Consider the following 19,974-nt stretch of genomic DNA (forward strand, 5'->3'; position numbering starts at 1 on the left):
GTTCGTGCTGTCCGGGGGGGTGGGTCAGGCGGCGTCGCGGGCGTTGCCGCGACCGCGACGGACGTAGGCCCAGCCGATCCCGCCGAGCACGAGACCGGCCACGCACGTCCACGGCCACCAGTCACGATCGCCCTGGTGCAGGGCGGGCACGACGAGCGTGACGACGAGGGCGAGCAGCCACACGGCGAGGCCGACCTCGATGATCCGCAGCATCGGCACGTGCAGCGGCTCGATCTGCTCGGGCGTCGCCGGCTCGGTCCCGCCGGCCTGCACGTCGGGCCTGGTCTCGTCGCTCACGCTGACAGCCTAGGGTCTCGTCACACGCGCGAAACGCGCCGCCACTAAGGTGTGCGCCATGTCGACGGATACGCGCACCACCCCCACACCGACCCGGTCTGGGCTCGACGGCTTCTTCAAGATCACCGAGCGCGGGTCCACCGTCGCCCGTGAGGTCCGAGGCGGCATCGTCACCTTCTTCACGATGGTCTACATCGTGGTCCTCAACCCCATCATCCTCTCGGGCGTCGTCGACGGCTCGGGCACGATGATCGGCGGCACCACCGACCTCGTGCGCAGCAAGCTGCTCGTCGCGGTGGGCACGGCGGTCGTCGCGGGCGTCATGTCGATCCTCATGGGGCTCGTCGCGAACTTCCCGATCGCGCTCGCCGCGGGCCTCGGCATCAACGGCCTCATCACGGGCATGGTGCTGACCCACTCGGCCGAGAAGATCACCTTCGCCGACCTCATGGGCCTCGTCGTGATCGAGGGCGTCATCATCCTCGTCCTCGTGCTGACCGGCTTCCGCAAGGCCGTCTTCCGGGCCATCCCCGGCCCGCTCAAGGTCGCGATCTCGGTCGGCATCGGCCTGTTCATCGCTTACATCGGCGTCATCGACGCCGGCTTCGCGCGCCGTCCGACCTCGCCCGGCTCGGTCCCGAGCGAGCTCGGCATCGGGGGCAGCCTCGACGGCTGGCCGACCCTCGTCTTCGTCGTCGGCGTCTTCCTCATCGCCGTCCTGCTCATCCGCAAGGTCAAGGGCGCGATCCTCATCGGCATCGTCGCCGCGACCGTGCTCGCGATGGCCCTCGAGGCCATCTTCAAGATCGGTCCGCGCGTCTTCGACGACAAGGGCGCCCTGACCAACCCGTCCGCGTGGGCCCTCACCGTGCCCAAGCTGCCGGACTCGATCACCAACACCCCCGACCTCGGCATCCTCGGCCAGTTCAGCCTGCTCGGGTCGTTCCAGAAGATCGGCATCGTCACGGCCGTGATGTTCGTCTTCTCGCTGCTGCTCGCCGACTTCTTCGACACGATGGGCACCGTCGTGGCGATCGGCACCGAGGCCAAGCTGCTCGACGAGGACGGCAACCCGCCCCACACCGACCGCATCCTCGTCGTCGACTCGGTGGCGGCCATCGCCGGTGGTGCCGGTGGCGTCAGCAGCAACACGTCCTACATCGAGTCGGCGTCCGGCGTCGAGGAGGGCGCTCGCACGGGGCTCGCGTCCGTCGTGACCGGCGTGCTGTTCCTGCTCGCGACGTTCCTCGCCCCGCTCTTCGCGGTCGTGCCGTCGGAGGCCGCGGCCCCGGCGCTCGTCATCGTCGGCTTCCTCATGATGACCCAGGTCAAGAACATCGAGTGGGACGACATGGAGATCGCCCTCCCGGCGTTCCTCACGATCGTGCTCATGCCCTTCACCTACAACATCACCGTCGGCATCGGTGCGGGCTTCATCGCCTGGGTGCTCGTCAAGATGGCCCGCGGCAAGACGCGCGAGCTGCACCCGCTCATGTGGGTGGTCGCCGCCTTCTTCGTCATCTACTTCGTCAAGGCGCCGCTGGAGTCGATGCTCTCCTGAGCGCCGTCGACGCACGACGCACGACGACCGTGAGGCCTCCTTCCCGCCGGGAAGGGGGCCTCACGGCTCTCTCAGCCCATCGTGCTCCGGACCCGGGCGACGCCCTCGGGGCTGCCGAACCACACGCGCGCGTCGGCCTCGCCGGCGAAGCCGGCCGTGCCGACGGGCGCCGCGAACGTGCACACCGTGACGGGCACGCCCTCGGCCGAGCCGGCGCACTCGCCGACGTTCTGCACCGATCCGGCGGGTATCTCGTCGGCGGGTGGTGCGCCGATCCCGGTCCCGGTGGCGGGAGCGCCGCCGGGCCAGAGGTCGATCGAGATCTCCGCGCCGGGCGGCAGGTCGCACACCGAGAGCCGGTCGAGCTCGGACGCTCGGAAAGGGCCGGCGGTGGGGCAGGAGACGCCCGAGACCGTCGTGCCCGGCGCGCCGTCCGGGGCAGCCGCGCACCCGGAGAGGCAGACGGCCGCCACGGCGACGGCGACAACGCTGAAGTGGTGCAGGGCCAGTGAGGTGCTGTGGGTCATCGGCGTTCCCCCTGTGTCGGTGCTCAGACCGTAGGACACGCGGCGGCCCCGGATCGATCCATCCGTCCGGGTCTGTCCAAGGTCGGGAATGGTTAGCCGAGGTAATGAGTTAGGCTAAACATCTGCCGACTGTACTTCCGAGGATCCGCTCTTGACTGCAAAGAACCCCACCGCTCACCTCTCCCGGGCCGAGCTCGTCTCGCTCTCCAACGACATCCGACTGGCCTGCATGCGCATCTCGCGCCGGGTCCGCTTCGAGTCCGACAGTGAGCTGCCGCCGCACCAGTTCTCGGTGCTGTGCCGCCTCGAGGGCATCGCACGCACCAACAGCGAGCTGGCCGACATCGAGCGCGTCTCGGCTCCGAGCATGAAGCGCACGACGAACATGCTCGTCGAGCGGGGCTACGTGTCTCGGGCCGACGACCCCACCGACGGCCGACAGGTGATCCTGTCGCTGACCCCGGAGGGCGGCAAGGCGCTGCGCCGCATCCGGCGCCACCGCGACGAGTGGATGCTCGAGCGGTTCGAGACGCTGACGGACGAGGAGCGGGAGCTGCTCCAGCGGGCCGCCGCCGTGCTGGGGAAGGTGGCCTCCAAGTGAGCCCCACCTTCCACTCGCTCTCCATCCCCAACTACCGCATCTACGCCTCGGGCGCGATCGTCTCCAACGTCGGCACCTGGATGGGCCGGGTCGCCCAGGACTGGCTCGTGCTCACCGTGCTGACCGACCACTCCTCGACGGCGCTCGGCATCGTCACGGGCCTGCAGTTCCTGCCGTTCCTCATCCTCGCGCCGTTCGCGGGGATGCTCGTCGACCGCTTCCCCAAGCGCCGCATCCTCTTCCTCACCCAGACGGCCCTGCTCGTGACGGCGCTGCTGCTCGCGGTCCTCACCGCCGCCGGCGTCGTGGAGCTCTGGCACGTCTACGCCCTCGCGTTCCTGCAGGGCGTCGCGACGGCCGTCGACAACCCGGCTCGCCAGACGTTCGTGTCCGAGATGGTCGACACCGAGCACCTGCCGAACGCCGTCGCGCTCAACAGCGCGTCGTTCAACCTCGGCCGCCTCGTCGGTCCCGCCGTCGCCGGCCTCGTCATCGCCTGGTTCGGCATCGCACCGGCGCTCTACGTCAACGCGGCGACGTTCGTCTTCGTCCTCGTGGCGCTGCTGCGGATGAACACGCGGCTGCTCACCCCCTCGCCCCGCGCCCGCGGCAAGGGACAGATCCGCGAGGGCCTGCGCTACGTCAAGGGACGGCCCGACCTCATCCTCATCATGGCGCTCGTCTTCGTGCTGGGGACCTTCGGCATGAACTTCCAGCTCACGATGGCGCTCATGGCGACCAAGGTCTTCGACAAGGGGCCGGGGGAGTACGGCCTGCTCGGCTCGATCATGGCCGTCGGGTCGCTCACCGCGGCCCTGCTGTCGGCCCGGCGGGCCCGTCCGCGCCTGCGCGTGCTGCTCGTCGCCCTCGTCGGCTTCACCGTGTCGACGGCCCTGCTCTCGACGGCGCCGAACTACGTCATGTTCGCGATCTACCTCGTGCCCACGGGCCTGGCTGCCCTGACCGCGCTGACCACGGCCAACGCCATGGTCCAGGTCAGCGTCGACCCCGTCATGCGGGGACGCGTCATGGCGCTCTACATGGCCATCTTCATGGGCGGCACCCCCGTCGGTGCGCCCGTGATCGGCTGGATCGGCGACGTGTGGGGTCCGCGCTGGACCATCGCCATCGGCACCGTCGCCGTCGGTCTCAGCCTGGTCGCGGTGGCTCTCTGGGTCGCACGTCGGCAGAATGTCGCGGTGACCTTCCAGACGCAGCGCCGCCCGCGCCTTCGCATCCAGCTCGCCTCGGCGGTGCCCACCGCCCCCGAGGTCATGAAGTGAACTTCAAGTTCCGTCACCGCATCACGGTCGCGGCGCTCCTGCTCTTCATCGTGATCGCCGTGGTGGCGGCCCTCGTCAACCGCTGAAACGGCCCAGCGCCGCCTGCCGACGTCGGCAGGCGGCGCTGGTCGTCACGGGGCTCGTGCCCCGAGGCTGCAGCGTCAGGGACGGTCAGGCGTCAACGATGACGGGGATGATGAGCGGGCTGCGGCGTGCCTGGCGGTGGACCCACGTCGACATGGCGCGGCGCACGAGCTCCTCGACCTGCTCGATGTCCTCGATGCCCTCCTTGGTCGCCGTGGTCAGCGCCTTCTGGATGGCGGGCGTGGCCTTGGCGAAGTCGCCCGGCTCGTGCTCGAACCCGTGGGCGAGGTAGTCGGGCTCCTCGGTGAGCTTGCCGGTCTCGGGGTCGACGATGCAGACGATGGTGATGACCCCCTCCTCGGCGAGGGTGCGTCGCACGTGGAGGGACTCCTCGGTCGCTCCGCCGACGGTCATCGCGTCGACGTAGACGAGCCCGGCCGGCACGGTGCCGGTGATGCTCGCCCGTCCGTCGACGAGGTCGACGACGGCGCCGTCGTGCCCGATGAGGGCCTGCTTGGCGTCGACCCCGGTGCGGATGGCGATGTCGGCGTTGGCCCGCAGGTGGCGCCACTCGCCGTGGACCGGCAGGACGTTGGAGGGCTGCACGATGTTGTAGCAGTAGGCCAGCTCGCCGGCGCTGGCGTGGCCCGAGACGTGCACCTTGGCGTTGCCCTTGTGCACGACGTTGGCGCCCCACCGGGTCAGCTCGTTGATCACCCGGTAGATGGCGTTCTCGTTGCCGGGGATGAGGGAGCTGGCGAGCAGCACGGTGTCGCCCTCGGTGATGCGGATGGGGTGGTCGCGGTTGGCCATCCGTGACAGCGCGGCGAGGGGCTCGCCCTGCGACCCCGTGCAGATCAGGGCGATCTGGTTGGCGGGCAGGCGTTCGAGCTGCTTGAGGTCGACGACCAGGCCCTTGGGGATGTCGAGGTAGCCGAGCTCGGCCGCGATGCCCATGTTGCGCACCATGGACCGCCCGACGAAGGCCACCTTCCTGCCGTGGTCACGGGCCGCGTCGAGCACCTGCTGGATGCGGTGCACGTGGCTGGCGAAGCTCGACACGATGACCCGGCCGGGCGTCGTCCGGAAGACGGCCTCGATGGCGGGGGACAGTTCGCCCTCCGACACGGTGAAGCCCGGGACCTCCGCGTTGGTCGAGTCGACGAGGAAGAGGTCGACGCCCTCCTCGCCGAGACGGGCGAAGGCGCGAAGGTCGGTGACCCGGCCGTCGAGGGGGAACTGGTCCATCTTGAAGTCGCCGGTGTGCAGCACGAGGCCGGCGGCGGTGCGGATCGCGACGGCGAGCCCGTCGGGGATCGAGTGGTTGACGGCGACGAACTCGCAGTCGAAGGGCCCGAAGCTGCGTCGCTCGTCCTCCTTCACCTGCACGGTGACGGGCGTGATGCGGTGCTCCTTGAGCTTCGCCTCGAGGAAGGCGAGCGTCAGGCGCGAGCCGACGACCGGGATGTCCGGCCGCTCCCGGAGCAGGTAGGGCACACCGCCGATGTGGTCCTCGTGCCCGTGCGTCAGCACGATCGCGTCGACCTTGTCGAGACGGTCACGGATCCAGGAGAAGTCGGGCAGGATCACGTCGACGCCCGGCTGGTGCTCCTCGGGGAAGAGCACGCCGCAGTCGACGACGAGCAGCCGTCCGGCGTGCTCGAAGACCGTCATGTTGCGGCCGATCTCCCCGAGGCCACCCAGCGGGACGATCCGCAGGCCGTCGCGTGCGAGCGCGGGGAGCTCCTGGGAACGCCGGGGGCCACGTCCCCGGCCACGGGACTGCCGCCCGCGACCGCCGCCGGAGCTCACAGGCCCGTTCCGGGACGGGAGCTGGCGGCGTGCTGGCCTGAGGGTGCGGGGGCCCGTCGGGTGGCGGGGGTGAGCGAGTGGGTCGACATGGGGAGAGCATTTCACGTCAGACCGTGCCGGGCTCCCGGCCGACCCACGCGCTCACGCAACCGGGCCGGCTCGAGCCCGGCCCGAGGCCGGCGGCGGGCGGGCCCCCGGTCAGCCGAGCAGGCCGCCGCCGGTGGGGCAGGTCACGACCTTGTCGACGAGGACGCAGACGACCTTGGCCTTGAGCGGGTCGAGCACCCGCACGAGGTCCTTCGGGTCGCCCGACAGCAGCGGCAGGTGTGGCAGCGCGAGCAGTCGCACGATCTCGGCCGGCAGGGTCGGGACGGGCAGCTTGGTCACCGACGGGAGCGGCAGGGTGACCGAGGGGAGCGGCACCCCAGGGACCGACGGCACGGGCACCGGCAGCCCGGGGGAGCCCTTGCCCGGCTTCGGCGCGGGCGCCGGCTTGGGCGATGAGGACGGCTTGGGCGAGCTCGAGGGCTTGGGCGTGCCGGCCGAGGGTGACGGCTTCGCCGAGGAGCTCGGTGTGGGGCGCGCGCTCGGCGAAGCCGTCGAACGGGGAGCCGGCGACCCGGCATACGCGAACCCGGAGCCGTCGGGCGTCGCCGAGCCGCTGCCGGCGGCCGGGCGGGCGGCGGGAAGCGCGCTCATCGGCACCACGGTCACGCCGCGGCGGTAGGCGTCGGCGATCGACAGGACCGTGCGGACGTAGGAGTCGGAGTGGTTGTAGCGCAGCACGGCCTTGTAGGCCGCGCCCGGCGCGCGCAGGTCGGTGCCACCCGAGCAGAGCAGCACGCCCGCGCCGGTGACGGCGTCGGTGAGGCTCTGCGGGTTGGCGACCCCGTCGCCGTCCCCGTCGCGGCCGGCCAGCTTCCACGAGGTGGGGATGAACTGCATCGGACCCACGGCGCGGTCGTAGACGGCGTCGCGGTCCAGGGCGCCGCCGTCGGTGTCGGTGATCCTCGAGGTGCCGCGCGAGCCGTCGAGCGGGATGCCGATGATGCCGGGGCGGGCGATGCCCCTCGCGTCGAGGACGTTGCCGCCGAAGCGCGCGTGGTTGCTCTCGACGCGGCCGATGGCGCCGAGCAGCGCCCAGTCCACGCCGCAGCCCGGCTTGATGCCGTCGAGCACGCCGGCCGCGCGCTGGTAGGCGGCGAGGGCGAGAGAAGGTATGCCGTTCGCGTCCAGGCGGACCGGGGCGAGCGACTCGATGGCCGAGATCGCACCCCGCGCCTCGGACGGGACGTCGACGCGGGCGTAGTCCTTGGTGAAGGTCTGGTAGATCGGGGGCAGCTGCATCGGCGCGGGCGCGGGACCGGCCTGCGGGTAGAGCGGGCTGCCCTCGGCGATCGCCTGGTCGGGCACGGTGATGGCCGAGGTGGGCCTCACGGTGTCGGTGCTGCGCGTGGCGGCGAAGGCGATGCCGGCCGTGGCCAGGGCGATGACCGGCACGGCTGCAGCGACCCGGCGCGCCGTGGTGCCTGCGCGGACGATGCGGACCATGGTGACTCCTCGATGCGTCAGCCGCCTTCCTTGGCGGTCTGTCGGTTCAACGAGCCACCGACCCGAAGGTCACGCACGCGGGACGACGGGTTGTGCGAGAGGGCCGGCACCCGGCATACGGGATCCGGCCCCCTCGAGGGTGCCAGGGAACTCAGCCCAGCGCGGACACCACGTGCTCGATCGCCTGCGTCAGCTTCGTGACGTCCTCGGGGTCGACCGCCGGGAACATCGCGACCCGCAGCTGGTTGCGGCCGAGCTTGCGGTAGGGCTCGACGTCGACGATGCCGTTGGCGCGCAGCGTGCTCGCGACTGCCGCGGCGTCGATGGAGTCGTCGAGGTCGATGGTGCCGACGACCTGCGAGCGAGCGGCCGGGTCGGCGACGTAGGGCGTCGTCCAGCTGGTCTGCTCGGCCCAGGTGTAGAGACGCGTCGAGGAGTCCTTGGTGCGGCCGGTCGTGAACTCGAGGCCGCCGTTGCCGTTCATCCAGTCGAGCTGGCTCTTCAGCAGGGCGATGGTCGACAGCGCCGGGGTGTTGTACGTCTGGTTCTTCAGCGAGTTGTCGATCGCGGTCGGCAGGCTGAAGAAGTCGGGGACCCAGCGGCCCGAGGCGGCGATCTGCTCGACCCGGGCGAGCGCCGCGGGGGAGAAGGCGGCGAGCCACAGGCCACCGTCGGACGCGAAGCACTTCTGCGGCGCGAAGTAGTAGACGTCGGTCTGCGTGATGTCGACCGGCAGGCCGCCCGCTCCGGACGTCGCGTCGATGAGGACGAGCGCGTCGTCGTCGGCCCCCTCGACCCGCTGGACCGGGGCCATGACGCCGGTCGAGGTCTCGTTGTGCGGCCAGGCGTAGACGTCGACGCCGGCCTCGGCGTGGGGCGTCGCGAGGGTGCCGGGGTCGGCCTTGACGATCGTCGGGTCGCCGAGGAAGGGCGCCGCGGCCGTGACGTTGCCGAACTTGCTCGAGAACTCGCCGAAGGCGAGGTGCTGGGCGCGGTCGCGGACGAGGCCGAAGGCGGCGATGTCCCAGAACGCGGTCGAGCCGCCGTTGCCGAGGATGATCTCGTAGCCGGCGGGCAGCGAGAAGAGGTCGCGCAGACCCTCGCGGACATCGCCGACGAGCTGCTTGACCGGCGCCTGGCGGTGGGAGGTGCCGAGCACCGTGCGTCCGAGCGAGGCGAGGTAGTCCACCTGCTCGGGGCGGACCTTCGAGGGTCCGGAGCCGAACCGTCCGTCGGCGGGCAGGAGCTCGGCCGGGATGGTGATGGGCGGGGTCGCGGCTGGCGCTTCGGTCACGGATCCACCTCGGGAGTGCGGCCACGTGACGGGGCAGGTGGCAGACGTGTTGACGACGGATGACACCGTTGTCATCGCCGCCATTGAACCCCAGCTGCCCACCCCTTGGACACCGGTGATCGATGTGTGGACATCCGTGCGGCACCGACCCAGGCACCGATCCGGTCATCGGTTCGGCACCCGGGAGGCGTCTGCGCGGCGTACGCGGAAGGGCGTATTCCGGGGGCGCCGGCACCGCGAGGACGCTGGGAGGTGCCGGGTCGCGGTGGGCGACGGTCCGGCACGTTCGAAGGGGGACGGACAGATGGTCCTGCGCAACGCGGCCCGGTTCCTGACGGCTGTGACGCTGGCTGCCACGGGGGTGGCCGTCGGTGTCATGGTCGGCGCCACGGCGGCCCTCGCCTCCGAGCCGATGCCCGAGCCGGTCGGGCGATCCGGCATCTGGCCGCCGCTGCCACCGCCCGCGGTCGCCGTCCCGGTCCTGGGCGACGACGGCGTGGGGGACTGGGTGTTCGCGGGGGTCCTCGTGCTGGCGGCGACGGTGACCCTGGCGATTCCCGGGCACGGTCGCCCGCGCCACCCCTGACCGTCCTGTCGCGACGGGCGGTCCTTCAGAGCTGTCCGAGCAGGGTGGCCACCGCCTCGGTGCGGCTCACGACGCCGAGCCGCGCGTAGGCGTGCTCCAGGTGCTTGCGCACCGTCCCCTCGGAGATGAGCAGGCGGTGCGCTATCTGGAGGTTGGTCGCGCCCATGGCGACGAGGTGGAGGATCTCCCACTGCCGGGGAGTGAGCGAGGACAGCCCGTGCAGCTCCGCGCGGCGACGCAGGTGCAGCTCCGCGAGGTGGGGACGCGCGAGCCGCAGCAGGTCGACCTCCCGGGTGGAGAAGGCCGGACCGCTGTGGCGGTGGAGCAGCACCCGGCGGTCCAGTTCCCCGACCGGCGCGAGGAAGCCGAGGACCCCGGAGGTGCGCCGACCCCGGCTGACCTCGGTGTGCGCGGTGACTCCGTGGGAGCCGAACTGCTCGGAGAGTCCGGCGCAGGCCCGACACAGGACCAGGTCGTCCGGGTCGGCGCCGGTCAGGACCATGACCGTGCGCCGCCCGCCCGCGACCTGCAGCACTACGCCCGAGAGCCGCAGCCACGCGGTGACCTGGAAGGCGACCTCGTCGGCCGGCATGAGCTCGGCCAGCTCCGCGAGCACCGAGGTGTAGAAGATGTCGTCCGGCTCCCAGACGTGGGCGTGGTCGAGGATCTCGAGCAGGCGGATGACGTCGTCCTCGTGCACGCATGAGTCGGTCATGGCGGCCACCTCGGGTCTGCCGCACCGGCTCGTCGGCCGCACGGCCTCCGATCAAGCGTACGAGCGGCAGACCCGCCGCGTCCGTGATTGCCGGAGGTCCGCGCGGTGGTCCGTCAGGTGGCTCGGCGGGAGGGGCTCAGTGCGAGATCTCCGGGGTCCAGCCGGCGACGTCCTCGGGCTTGCGCGGCCCCTCCCCGATGTAGCGCGACGACGGTCGGATGAGCCGGCCGGTCTGCTTCTGCTCGAGGATGTGGGCCGACCACCCGGCCGTGCGGGCGCAGGTGAACATCGGCGTGAACATCGACGGCGGCACCTCGGCGAAGTCGAGGATGACGGCCGCCCAGAACTCGACGTTGGTCGCGAGGACCCGGTCGGGACGGCGGGCGTGCAGCTCGTCCAGGGCTGCCTTCTCGAGGGCGGCGGCGGCCTCGTAGCGCGGCGCGCCGAGGCGCTCGCAGGCCGAGCGGAGCACGCGGGCGCGCGGGTCCTCGGCGCGGTAGACGCGGTGCCCGAAGCCCATGAGCCGCTCGCCCTTGTCGAGCACGCCCTTGACGTAGGCCGTCGCGTCGCCCTGCTGCTCGACGCCGTCGAGCATGTGCAGCACGCGCGAGGGCGCGCCGCCGTGCAGCGGTCCGGACATCGCGCCGACGGCGCCCGAGAGCGCGGCGGCGACGTCGGCGCCGGTCGAGGTGATGACGCGCGCGGTGAAGGTCGAGGCGTTCATGCCGTGCTCGGCCGCGGAGACCCAGTAGGCGTCGACGGCCTCGACGTGCTTGGGGTCGGGCTCGCCGCGCCAGCGGATCATGAAGCGCTCGGTGATGGTGCGGGCCTTGTCGACCTCGCTCTGCGGGACCATCGGCTTGTCGAGCCCGCGGGCGGACTGGCCGACGAACGACAGCGCCATGACGGCGGCACGGGCGAGGTTGTCGCGCACCTCGTCGGCGTCGATGTCGAGCGTCGGCTTGAAACCCCACACCGGCGCGAGCATGGCGAGCGCGGACTGGACGTCGACGCGTACGTCCCCGGTGTGCACGGGCAGCGGATACGGCTCTGCGGGCGGCAGGCCGGGGTCGAACTCGTTGTCGACGAGCAGGCCCCAGACGTGGGCGAAGTCGACGTGGCCGACGAGGTCGTTGATGTCGACGCCGCGGTAGCGCAGCGCGCCACCCTCCTTGTCCGGCTCGGCGATGGTCGACTCGAAGGCGATGACGCCCTCGAGGCCTGGCTTGAAGTCGGGGTCGGGCGTGCTGTCTGCCATGGACGATCCTTGCTGTGCAGGCGGTACCACCGCGGTGTGGAGGCCGGCAGCCGCGGACGCTCGGGCGTCGGTCGCGGCTGACAGACTCACCGTATGCCGTCAGCCGCCGACCAGACCGTCTTTCGTGATGCCGTGTTCACCACCCGAGACCAGCACCACGACGCCGTCCGCTTCGAGGGGACCGACTTCACGGGGGCGCACGCGGAGGGCCACAGCTTCCTCGAGTGCTCGCTCGTCGGCAGCACGCTCGACGAGGCGCACCTCGAGGGCTCGCGGTGGTCGGAGTGCGAGTGGGAGCGCGTCGGTGGTGTGGGCGTCGTCCTGACCGAGTCGACCCTCGTCGAGACGACGATCGAGGGCTGCCGGCTCGCGGCCGTCTCGGCGTGGGGGTCGACGTGGCGCGACGTCACGGTGCGCGGCGGCAAGGTCGACTTCCTCAACCTGCGCGGGGCGCGCCTCAAGGACGTCGCCTTCGTCGACTGCGTCGTCGGCGAGCTGGACCTGCAGGAGGCGAAGGTCGACGGACTGACCTTCGAAGGGTGCACGCTCGTGGCGCCGACCTTCGGTCGCGGGACGTATGCCGGCCTCGACCTCTCCGGTGCGACGCTGCGTTCGCCGGTGGGGCTGGCCGGGCTCAGGGGCGCGACGCTGAGCCGCACGCAGGTCATCGACCTCGCCGACGCCCTCGCGGCCGAGCTCGGGATCCTCGTCGCCGACTGAGCCGGAGCTCAGTTGATCTGGTTGGGCTTGGCCCGGCGCAGGGCCGCGGTCGCGGCGTCCTTGGCGCGGTCGGTGGCCTTGACCTTGTCGTCGGGCCGGATGCGCTTGGTGAGGTCGGCGCGCTCGACGAGGTCCGAGAGCAGCATGTCGGTGTGGGGGTGCACGCCGACGGCCTCGTCGCTGCTGAAGACGACCCAGTGGGCGACGTCGCCCTTGTAGACCTTGAGGATGCTGCCGTCGGCGAGCGACTTGGCGTGTGCCATGGCCTGGCGCCGGGCGCGCTCGCTCGAGATGGCCTTGTTGGCGGCCTCCTTGGCCGGCTCGCGCAGCGCCTGCGTGGCCACCCAGATCTGGGGGCCGTACTTGATGCCGAGCTTGACGCCCTGGGTGACGAGCTTGCCCTTGCCTGCCATGTGGTCACTCCTCACAGCGCCCCGGGGCGGCCCGGGGCTGTCGTCGGGGCCGCGCGCGCCGTGGCCTGACGTCCGCGCGGACCTTCTCGGGTCAACCCTAGTGTGGGGTCATGAACAGCTCACCGCGCGATGCGGCCCCGCAGGGCCTGGCAGCCGTCCGCCGTGTCGACTACTCCGGCGACGGCCTCGTCGAGTCCGATGTCGCGGCCTCGCCGTACCTCCAGGCCCGGGCGTGGGTCGACGACGCCGTGGCGGCAGCCGAGGAGCGCGACGACGTGCCCGAGCCGACCGCCATCTCGGTCGCCACCGTCGACGCGACGGGCACGCCCGACGTGCGCACCGTCCTGATGCGCTTCCTCGACGAGCGCGGACCCGGCTTCGTCACCAACCTCGACTCGGCCAAGAGCGAGCACCTCAAGGCCAACCCGCGCGTCGCGGCGGCCCTGACGTGGCCCTCGCTCTACCGCGCGATCCGCTTCCGGGGGAGTGCGGAGCTCGTCGGGCGCGACGAGGTCGAGGCCTACTTCGACTCGCGCCCCTACGGCTCGAGGCTGTCGGCGTGGGCGTCGGACCAGTCGCGTCCGGCGGAGGACCGGCACCAGCTCGAACGCAAGTGGCAGGAGGTCCTGGAGCGCTTCCCCGACACGGGCAGCGACCACGACGTGCCGGTGCCGGACTTCTGGGGCGGGTGGCGCATCGTGTGCGACGAGGTGGAGTTCTGGGCGGGGCGGCGCAACCGGCTGCACGACCGGATCGTCTTCCGTCGCACGGGCGACGGCGACCTCGCCGACGCGGCCTCGTGGACGAGGCTGCGCCTCCAGCCCTGACCCCACCGACGTCCCGCCGCCCACCGACCTCCCGCACCGAACGCAGCGTTCGGTCGCGAACTCACTGTTCGAACACTGAGTTCGGCATCGAACGCTGCGTTCGGTCGAAGAGGTGGGGAGGGGAGGGGCTGGACATGGAACAGGGCAGCCCGACGAGTCGGACTGCCCTGCTTCATCCATGGGTATGGATGGGGACGCGGCTATCGCGTGGCCACCTCACACGCTCCGGAAGAAATCACTTCTCGGATCACCTCCCTTCGGTTTCGATGTCTCGACCTTAGGTCGGGTCCGCGAGGGCGGCAAGAGCTTTATCGAGGGCTGCCCGCGGACCGTCAGACGCCGGGCTCGGGGTCCGGCGCGACCGCCGCCGGCGCGCTGGGGCGCAGGCCGACCGGGCCCGAGCCACCACCGGTCGGCGGCAGGGGCGGCGCGGCCGGCGGCCAGTAGGGCAGCGTCGCGACGGACGGCTCCGACGGCTCGGACGTCGCGTCCGCGGTCGAGGCCGGCGGCTCCGCCACGTCCCGGGACTCCGCGTCCTCGGGCTGCGACCCGGCGGCAGCGCTCGTCGACCCGTAGAGACGACCCGCCCCGACGAGCATGGCCAGCAGCACCGGGAGCTCGAGGTAGGCCGCGTAGCTGGAGAGGGCGGCATACAACGTCGTGGCCCGGGCGTAGTCGACGCCGAAGAGCACGGCGAAGAGGGCGGCGGCGACGAAGCCGACGGCCCATAGCCGCGGGCCGGTCACCCACGGCACCCGCGCCTCGAAGGCCGCGGACGCGTCCGGGGCGATGCGTGGCATGAGCGCCACCCAGACCACGTAGTGCATCGTCTGCATGAAGGCGAGGACCGTGAGCAGCCGCACCCCGATGACGGTCGCGGCCGTTCCCGGCAGCGCGCCCGAGGCAAGGACCGCGTGGCCGTCACCGACGACGCTGCGCACGATGCCCGGGTCGGCGCTCAGCGACCCGTCGAACAGACCCGTGAGGATGACGGCCGGGACCACCACGACCCAGAGCAGCTGCACGGCTCGGAAGGCCCGGCGTCCGCGTTGCGAGGTGATGCGCCGCGACCACTCCCAGAGGAAGAAGAGCGGCACCACGTGGTGCAGGTGGACCAGCACGACGAGGTGGTAGGCCGGGAAGGCCAGCGACACGGCTGCCGCCACCCCGATCAGCGCCCACGCGACCACCCGCCGGCGGCCCTCGAGCACGTGGTGCGCCGCGGCTGCGAGCACGGCGTAGCCCAGGGCGATCTCGCCCAGCTGGGCGGGACGACCGATGACGGGCGCGAGCAGACGGAAGGCCACGATCCCGGTGACGAGCACGACGAGGAGGTCGACGAAGGGACGGGCCAGCAGGCCCCCGAACCGCCCCACGACGTAGCGGATCTCGAGGAGGTTGTGCAGCACCCCGAAGAGGATGAGGCCGATCACGGCCGTCGCGACGGGGGAGCGGAGCGTGACGGCGAGCGAGGCGGCCACGGCGCCGAGCACGAGCAGCGTCAGGGTGCGCGAGCGCGGCACCGCACTCGCGGCGCTCGACTCCTCGGCTTCGGCCACGCGCCCATGGTTTCGTCGGCTGGTCGGCGCGGCCACCTGAGTAACCCGATCGTTAGGGTCCTGTGGCGTGACCGAGATTCAGGGGGACGGCGCAGACGGGGCCGCCGGGCGGAGCGGCAGCCTGCGGGCGATCGCCCTGTCGGCGTACGGCCCCACGCTGCTCGGCTCGACGGGCGCCGGAGCGGTGTCCCCGATCGTGGCCGTCTCGGCGCGCGAGCTCGGTGCGTCGGTGGGGGTGGCCGCGCTGCTCGTCGCGATGATGGGCGTCGGTCAGCTGCTCGGTGACCTGCCGTCGGGGGCGCTCGCCGCCCGCATCGGTGAGCGTCGGGCTCTCCTCGTCGCCGCCGTCGTCGAGGCGGTCGGGATGCTCGTCTCGGCGCTCGCCGGTGGTCTCGTCATGCTCTTCGTCGGCGTCCTCGTCATCGGCCTCGCCGGCTCCCTCTTCGGGCTGGCGCGGCAGGCCTACCTCACCGAGGCCGTGCCGGTCGCGATGCGCGCGCGGGCCCTGTCCACACTCGGCGGGGTCCACCGCATCGGCTACTTCCTCGGCCCGTTCATCGGGTCGCTCGTCATCGTGCGGTGGGGCACGGAGTCCGCGTATGCCGTGGGCGGGGTCGCGAGCATCGCCGCCTTCGTCCTCGTCCTCCTCGCACCCGACATCACGGGATCGGCCCACCGTGTCGCGGGTGGTGGCCCCCCACGCAGCGTCGCGTCCGTGCTGCTGCAGCACCGGCACGTGCTGCTGACGCTGGGCACGGGCGCGATGTGCGTGGCGGGGGCCCGCGCCATCCGCGAGGCGCTCGTCCCGCTCTGGGCCGAGTCGGTCGGCTTCTCGCCGGCGCAGACCTCGCTCGTCTTTGGCGTGGCGGGCGCCATCGACATGCTGCTCTTCTACCCCTCGGGGTGGCTGATGGACCGCTACGGCCGCGTGGCCGCCGCCGTCCCGAGCATGCTCGTGCTCGGACTCGGCATGGCGCTCATGCCTCTTGCGACGAGTCTCGTCGCCGTGACGGCCGCAGCGACCGTGCTGGGGATCGGCAACGGGCTCGGCGCAGGCCTCATCATGACGCTCGGGGCGGACGCGTCGCCGGCCGACGGCCGCGCCCAGTTCCTCGGCGGCTGGCGCCTCTGCGCCGACCTGGGAAGGGCCGCGGGCCCGCTGGCGTTGTCAGGGCTGAGCGCCATCATGTCCCTCGGCGCCTCCGCCGTCGTGCTCGGCGTGGGCGCCGTCGTCGGGGCGGGGTGGCTGCGCATCTGGGTGCCTCGGCACGACCCGACCCGGGTCGGCGACCGCGGTGCTGCGACGAGCGGTCCCTGAGCGCTCTCCGACTCTGAGAAGGTATGACCGTGACGGACCTGATCGACACCACCGAGATGTACCTGCGCACCATCTTCGAGCTCGAGGAGGAGGGCATCGTCCCCCTGCGTGCGCGCATCGCCGAGCGTCTCGGCCACTCCGGTCCCACGGTGTCGCAGACGGTGGCCCGCATGGAGCGCGACGGGCTCGTCGCCGTGTCGGGCGACCGGCACCTCGAGCTGTCCGACCACGGCCGGCTGCTGGCCACCCGCGTCATGCGCAAGCACCGGCTCGCCGAGCGGCTGCTCGTCGACGTCATCGGCCTGGAGTGGGAGTACGCCCACGACGAGGCCTGTCGCTGGGAGCACGTCATGTCCGAGAAGGTCGAGCGCAAGATCCTCGGACTCATCGGCGAGGGTCTCGAGTCGCCCTACGGCAACCCGATCCCGGGGCTCGACGAGCTCGGCGTGCGCCAGGACGAGGACTTCCTCACCGGTCTCAGCACGCTGACCGCGGCGGTCAAGGACGCCCCGGCCATCGTGACGATCCGCCGCATCGGCGAGCCCGTGCAGGTCGACCCCGAGGCGCTCGCGCTGCTGACGAGCGCCGGCGTCGTGCCCGGTGCCCGTGTCGAGGTCGTGCGTGACGGGGGCCGCGTCGTGGCCGTCCGTGAGGGCAGCGAGCCCTCGACGGGAGTGTCGCTGCCCGACGACGTCGCCGTCCACGTCTTCTGCCAGGCCGCCTGACGCCGGTCGGTGCTGCCGTTCCCCACTGTTTCGCGGGTCGGTCTGTGGGGGTTTGCCCCCTGCTGCCGGACCCTTTTGTCAGTCCTTGCCACAGCGCGCCACGAGCCCGTCGAGAGCCTCGGAAAAATTCTTTGACGAGTGGGAACTCGGAGGTGACAAGGGTGGGCCTCTTGGGTACGGTTGGCCCCACTTGCTCTCCCCGTCGAGTGAGTGCCGTGGGTCGAACCGCCTAGTCCTGCCATCGACCCGAGGCTCAGCACGAACCGCATGGCAGGAGCGGGGGAACCACTTTCTCCGGACGTCGAGAGACGCCCTCGGGGTGAAGCCCTCCGTGGACCGAACCTGGTCCGAGCGAAGGCCGGGCAGCACCTCCAGCCCGAACCCGACAGCTCACCTCGTAGGCGTCGAGAGGTCAACCGTGGCTCAGAACGTTCCCGGGCGCCACCGCGCCCCCGGTCGATTCAACGCGATCGCAGAGCTCAAGACGATCGCCAAGGAGTCTGCTCAGCCCGCCGTGAAGGGTGCCGCTATCGTGGCCGCCTCGGGTGGCCTCGTCGCCTCGTTCGCCGGCACGGCGAACGCCGCCGACGGTTCGAGCAGCGCCGTCGCCGCCCCCGCAGCCGTCGGCCCCGCCGTCGGCACGCTCAAGGCCGGCAACGCCCTCTCCGCCATCGGCTTCGCCAAGCCCGCGCTCAAGCAGGCCAACGTCAAGCCGGTCGTCATCGAGGACATCCAGGTCAAGACGGCTCGCGCCGAGAAGAAGGCCGCTGCCAAGGCAGCCGCCGAGCGTCAGGCCGCGACCGAGCGCACCTCGCGGTCGGCCACGCGTGTCGCCCTCAACGCGCCCGCACCGGCGCCGACCGCCAGCGGCATCGTCGGCATCGCGCAGTCCTTCTTCGGCGTCCCGTACGTCTACGGCGGCTCGACGCCCTCGGGCTTCGACTGCTCCGGCTTCACCTCCTACGTCTACCGCCAGGCCGGGATCTCGATCCCGCGCACGGCGTCGGCGCAGCAGGCCGCCGCGACGCGCGTCAGCAACCCGAGCCCCGGAGACCTCGTCTTCTTCGGCTCGCCGGCCTACCACGTGGGCATCTACGTCAGCCCCGGCCGCATGATCGACGCCCAGCGCCCCGGCACCGTGATCGGCAACCACTCGATCTGGACCGCCCCGTCGGGCTACGGCCGCTTCTGAGCCGCACCTCCTGCTTCGTCGCTGCGCCCCCACCGGTCACCGGTGGGGGCGCAGTGCTTTCCGGGCCCGTGGTTGACTGAGGTGATGACCGACCAGCCTGCCGCCGAGTCCACGACCCTCATCGAGCTCGACCTCTGGAGCGACTTGGTCTGCCCCTACTCGTGGGTGGCCAAGCGGCGTGTCGAGGCCGCCGTCGCCGCCTTCGAGCGCCCACACGACGTCACCGTGCGGCTGCGGTCGTTCGAGCTCGACCCCGACGTGCCGGTGGGTGGTGCCGTGCCCGTCAGCGAGCACCTGTCGGTGCGGCACGGGGGCGACGCGGGGGCCGGCCGGCTCATGAACGCCAGGGCGAGCGAGGTCGCTGAGGCCGACGACCTCGTCTTCGACTGGGACCGCGCCGTGCGCGCCAACACCTTCGACGCCCACCGGCTCTGCGCCCTCGCGGGCGAGATGGGCGGCCCGGCCCTGCGGTCGGCGGCCGTCGAGCGCTTCCACTCCGCCCACTTCGGTGAGGGGCTGGCCATCGACGACCACGAGGTGCTCCAGCGGCTCTCCGGCGAGTGCGGGCTCGACGAGCGTCGCGTGTCCTCCGTGCTCGCGTCCGACGAGTACGCCGAGCAGGTGCGGGCCGACGAGCAGCAGGCCCGCTCGATGGGCGTCACGTCGACGCCCTTCGTCGTCGCCAACGGGTATGCCGCGGTGTCGGGTGCGCGTCCCGTCGAGGACTACCTCGCCCTCCTTCGCGGCGTCGCCACGCAGACCGTCTGAGGCGCACCCGCCGGGCCGGACGGCATACGCCCTCGGTCAGAACGCCTCGTCGGCGGCCGGACGACCGAACGACACTGCTGCGTCGACCCCGGCCGGTGCCTCGTCGCGCAGCTGCCGGTCGGGCAGTGCTCCCAGCGCGTCGTTGACCGTCGAGAAGGCACGACGCAGCGCGACGAACGCGGTGATCGCGAAGATCTGCCGGTCGTCGAAGCCCGCCCGTCGGAGGGGCTCGAGGTCGGCGGCCGTCGTGGCGTTCGGGTCTCGGGCGATCGTCCCTGCCCACCCGGCGAGGGCGGCGTCGACGGCGTCGAGACCGTCGTCGTCGCCGCGGAGGACGGTCTGCGCGACATCGTCGCCGGCAGCCGTCGCGAGCCGGTTGCCCCACGCCAGCGAGCAGTACGCGTCGCCGATGGTTCCGGCGGTCGCGGAGATGAGGACCCCGCGCTGGCGGAAGGTGAGGCGGGCCTGCTGGGCCAGGTCGCCGAGCAGCGCGAAGAGCGCGACCTTCGCGGACGGCGCGTGCGCCCACACGCGCGTGAGGTTCATGACGAAGCCGTGGTCGGCGACGTCACCGTCGAAGAGCGCCTGCACCTCTGGCGACGGCGGGGGCTCCGCGAGGAAGCCATGACTCGGGTGTGTCGTCGCCATTGCGCAGCTCCCTCGGTGTCAGGGCGTGGTGCTTCATCGTCCCACGGTGTTCTGGACGTGTCCGGGCTCGTACGGAACGCGACGGGACGCCGTTGCTCGTGGTGGCCGGGACAGAACGGCGCAAAACGCCCAGTGCGGCGCGGACCCTGCACAGTCGTGGGCATGTCGCGCCGGGATTCGGCTCCCGCGCGGCTTTTCGGGGGAAGGATGCGAGGGTGCGCAGTCGCGCGCTCGG

General features: G+C 71.8%; 20 protein-coding genes and 1 riboswitch. Of the genes, 10 read left to right on the forward strand and 10 right to left on the reverse strand.

Annotated features, from left to right (window positions below; genetic code table 11):
* Positions 1–24: 24 nt before the first annotated feature.
* Positions 25–297 (reverse strand): DUF2530 domain-containing protein, encoded by a 273-nt coding sequence (locus IEY30_RS11825; RefSeq protein WP_052358415.1) that lies wholly within the window; start codon positions 295–297, stop codon positions 25–27.
* A 58-nt stretch (positions 298–355) separates the two neighbouring features.
* On the opposite strand from IEY30_RS11825, the gene IEY30_RS11830 reads away from it, so the two are divergent.
* Positions 356–1,858 (forward strand): NCS2 family permease, encoded by a 1,503-nt coding sequence (locus IEY30_RS11830; protein ID WP_030196131.1) that lies wholly within the window; start codon positions 356–358, stop codon positions 1,856–1,858.
* A 71-nt stretch (positions 1,859–1,929) separates the two neighbouring features.
* On the opposite strand, the gene IEY30_RS11835 is transcribed toward IEY30_RS11830, so the two are convergent.
* Complete coding sequence (locus tag IEY30_RS11835) at positions 1,930–2,385, reverse strand: hypothetical protein (RefSeq protein ID WP_030196134.1); 456 nt, start codon at positions 2,383–2,385, stop codon at positions 1,930–1,932.
* Positions 2,386–2,536: 151 nt separating this feature from the next.
* Between IEY30_RS11835 and IEY30_RS11840 the strand changes: the two genes are divergently transcribed.
* The gene (locus IEY30_RS11840) at positions 2,537–2,986 is read left to right on the forward strand and encodes a MarR family winged helix-turn-helix transcriptional regulator (protein ID WP_030196137.1); all 450 of its coding nucleotides are present in this window, start codon (positions 2,537–2,539) and stop codon (positions 2,984–2,986) included.
* Positions 2,983–4,269, forward strand: coding sequence for an MFS transporter (locus tag IEY30_RS11845; RefSeq protein WP_043416479.1), 1,287 nt, complete (start codon positions 2,983–2,985; stop codon positions 4,267–4,269). The genes IEY30_RS11840 and IEY30_RS11845 overlap by 4 nt, the downstream gene beginning before the upstream one ends.
* A 171-nt stretch (positions 4,270–4,440) precedes the next feature.
* Here the strand turns inward: IEY30_RS11845 and IEY30_RS11850 are convergent, their stop codons facing one another.
* The 3 genes from IEY30_RS11850 to serC form a co-directional block, all read right to left on the reverse strand.
* A complete protein-coding gene (locus IEY30_RS11850; protein WP_030196151.1) occupies positions 4,441–6,165 on the reverse strand; it encodes a ribonuclease J in 1,725 nt (574 codons plus the stop codon).
* A gap of 198 nt (positions 6,166–6,363) precedes the next feature.
* Positions 6,364–7,716: a lytic transglycosylase domain-containing protein gene (locus tag IEY30_RS11855; RefSeq protein WP_052358416.1), complete on the reverse strand. Its 1,353-nt coding sequence runs from the start codon at positions 7,714–7,716 to the stop codon at positions 6,364–6,366.
* A gap of 151 nt (positions 7,717–7,867) precedes the next feature.
* Positions 7,868–9,010, reverse strand: a complete 1,143-nt coding sequence (gene serC / locus IEY30_RS11860) for a phosphoserine transaminase (RefSeq protein WP_188960132.1) — start codon at positions 9,008–9,010, stop codon at positions 7,868–7,870.
* A gap of 304 nt (positions 9,011–9,314) precedes the next feature.
* On the opposite strand from serC, the gene IEY30_RS11865 reads away from it, so the two are divergent.
* The gene (locus IEY30_RS11865) at positions 9,315–9,596 is read left to right on the forward strand and encodes a hypothetical protein (protein ID WP_156035184.1); all 282 of its coding nucleotides are present in this window, start codon (positions 9,315–9,317) and stop codon (positions 9,594–9,596) included.
* 25 nt (positions 9,597–9,621) lie between these two features.
* On the opposite strand, the gene IEY30_RS22180 is transcribed toward IEY30_RS11865, so the two are convergent.
* Positions 9,622–10,311 (reverse strand): helix-turn-helix transcriptional regulator, encoded by a 690-nt coding sequence (locus IEY30_RS22180; protein WP_156035186.1) that lies wholly within the window; start codon positions 10,309–10,311, stop codon positions 9,622–9,624.
* 136 nt (positions 10,312–10,447) lie between these two features.
* Positions 10,448–11,569: a citrate synthase 2 gene (locus IEY30_RS11875; RefSeq protein WP_030196165.1), complete on the reverse strand. Its 1,122-nt coding sequence runs from the start codon at positions 11,567–11,569 to the stop codon at positions 10,448–10,450.
* Positions 11,570–11,662: 93 nt separating this feature from the next.
* Between IEY30_RS11875 and IEY30_RS11880 the strand changes: the two genes are divergently transcribed.
* Positions 11,663–12,289 (forward strand): pentapeptide repeat-containing protein, encoded by a 627-nt coding sequence (locus IEY30_RS11880; protein WP_030196168.1) that lies wholly within the window; start codon positions 11,663–11,665, stop codon positions 12,287–12,289.
* Positions 12,290–12,297: 8 nt separating this feature from the next.
* Here the strand turns inward: IEY30_RS11880 and IEY30_RS11885 are convergent, their stop codons facing one another.
* Positions 12,298–12,702, reverse strand: coding sequence for a hypothetical protein (locus IEY30_RS11885; RefSeq protein WP_030196171.1), 405 nt, complete (start codon positions 12,700–12,702; stop codon positions 12,298–12,300).
* Between the two features lie 110 nt (positions 12,703–12,812).
* On the opposite strand from IEY30_RS11885, the gene pdxH reads away from it, so the two are divergent.
* The gene (gene pdxH, locus IEY30_RS11890; RefSeq protein ID WP_030196179.1) at positions 12,813–13,529 is read left to right on the forward strand and encodes a pyridoxamine 5'-phosphate oxidase; all 717 of its coding nucleotides are present in this window, start codon (positions 12,813–12,815) and stop codon (positions 13,527–13,529) included.
* 332 nt (positions 13,530–13,861) lie between these two features.
* On the opposite strand, the gene IEY30_RS11895 is transcribed toward pdxH, so the two are convergent.
* Positions 13,862–15,088: a hypothetical protein gene (locus IEY30_RS11895; RefSeq protein ID WP_052358418.1), complete on the reverse strand. Its 1,227-nt coding sequence runs from the start codon at positions 15,086–15,088 to the stop codon at positions 13,862–13,864.
* Between the two features lie 67 nt (positions 15,089–15,155).
* Here IEY30_RS11895 and IEY30_RS11900 point away from each other — a divergent pair, with 67 nt between their 5' ends.
* The 4 genes from IEY30_RS11900 (at position 15,156) to IEY30_RS11915 (ending at position 19,091) form a co-directional block, all read left to right on the forward strand.
* Entirely contained in the window at positions 15,156–16,406 is a 1,251-nt protein-coding gene (locus IEY30_RS11900) for an MFS transporter (RefSeq protein WP_052358419.1), read from the forward strand.
* Between the two features lie 29 nt (positions 16,407–16,435).
* Complete coding sequence (locus IEY30_RS11905; RefSeq protein ID WP_030196187.1) at positions 16,436–17,131, forward strand: iron-dependent transcriptional repressor DtxR; 696 nt, start codon at positions 16,436–16,438, stop codon at positions 17,129–17,131.
* 251 nt (positions 17,132–17,382) lie between these two features.
* Positions 17,383–17,547, forward strand: a riboswitch (cyclic di-AMP (ydaO/yuaA leader).
* A 2-nt stretch (positions 17,548–17,549) separates the two neighbouring features.
* On the forward strand, positions 17,550–18,323 hold the full coding sequence (locus tag IEY30_RS11910) for a C40 family peptidase (protein WP_030196190.1): 774 nt from the start codon (positions 17,550–17,552) through the stop codon (positions 18,321–18,323).
* Positions 18,324–18,407: 84 nt separating this feature from the next.
* Complete coding sequence (locus IEY30_RS11915) at positions 18,408–19,091, forward strand: DsbA family oxidoreductase (RefSeq protein WP_030196192.1); 684 nt, start codon at positions 18,408–18,410, stop codon at positions 19,089–19,091.
* Positions 19,092–19,127: 36 nt separating this feature from the next.
* On the opposite strand, the gene IEY30_RS11920 is transcribed toward IEY30_RS11915, so the two are convergent.
* Entirely contained in the window at positions 19,128–19,739 is a 612-nt protein-coding gene (locus tag IEY30_RS11920) for a carboxymuconolactone decarboxylase family protein (protein ID WP_030196194.1), read from the reverse strand.
* Positions 19,740–19,974: the final 235 nt, after the last annotated feature.

The sequence above is a fragment of the Terrabacter tumescens genome, from assembly GCF_014646815.1.
GTDB lineage: Bacteria > Actinomycetota > Actinomycetes > Actinomycetales > Dermatophilaceae > Terrabacter > Terrabacter tumescens.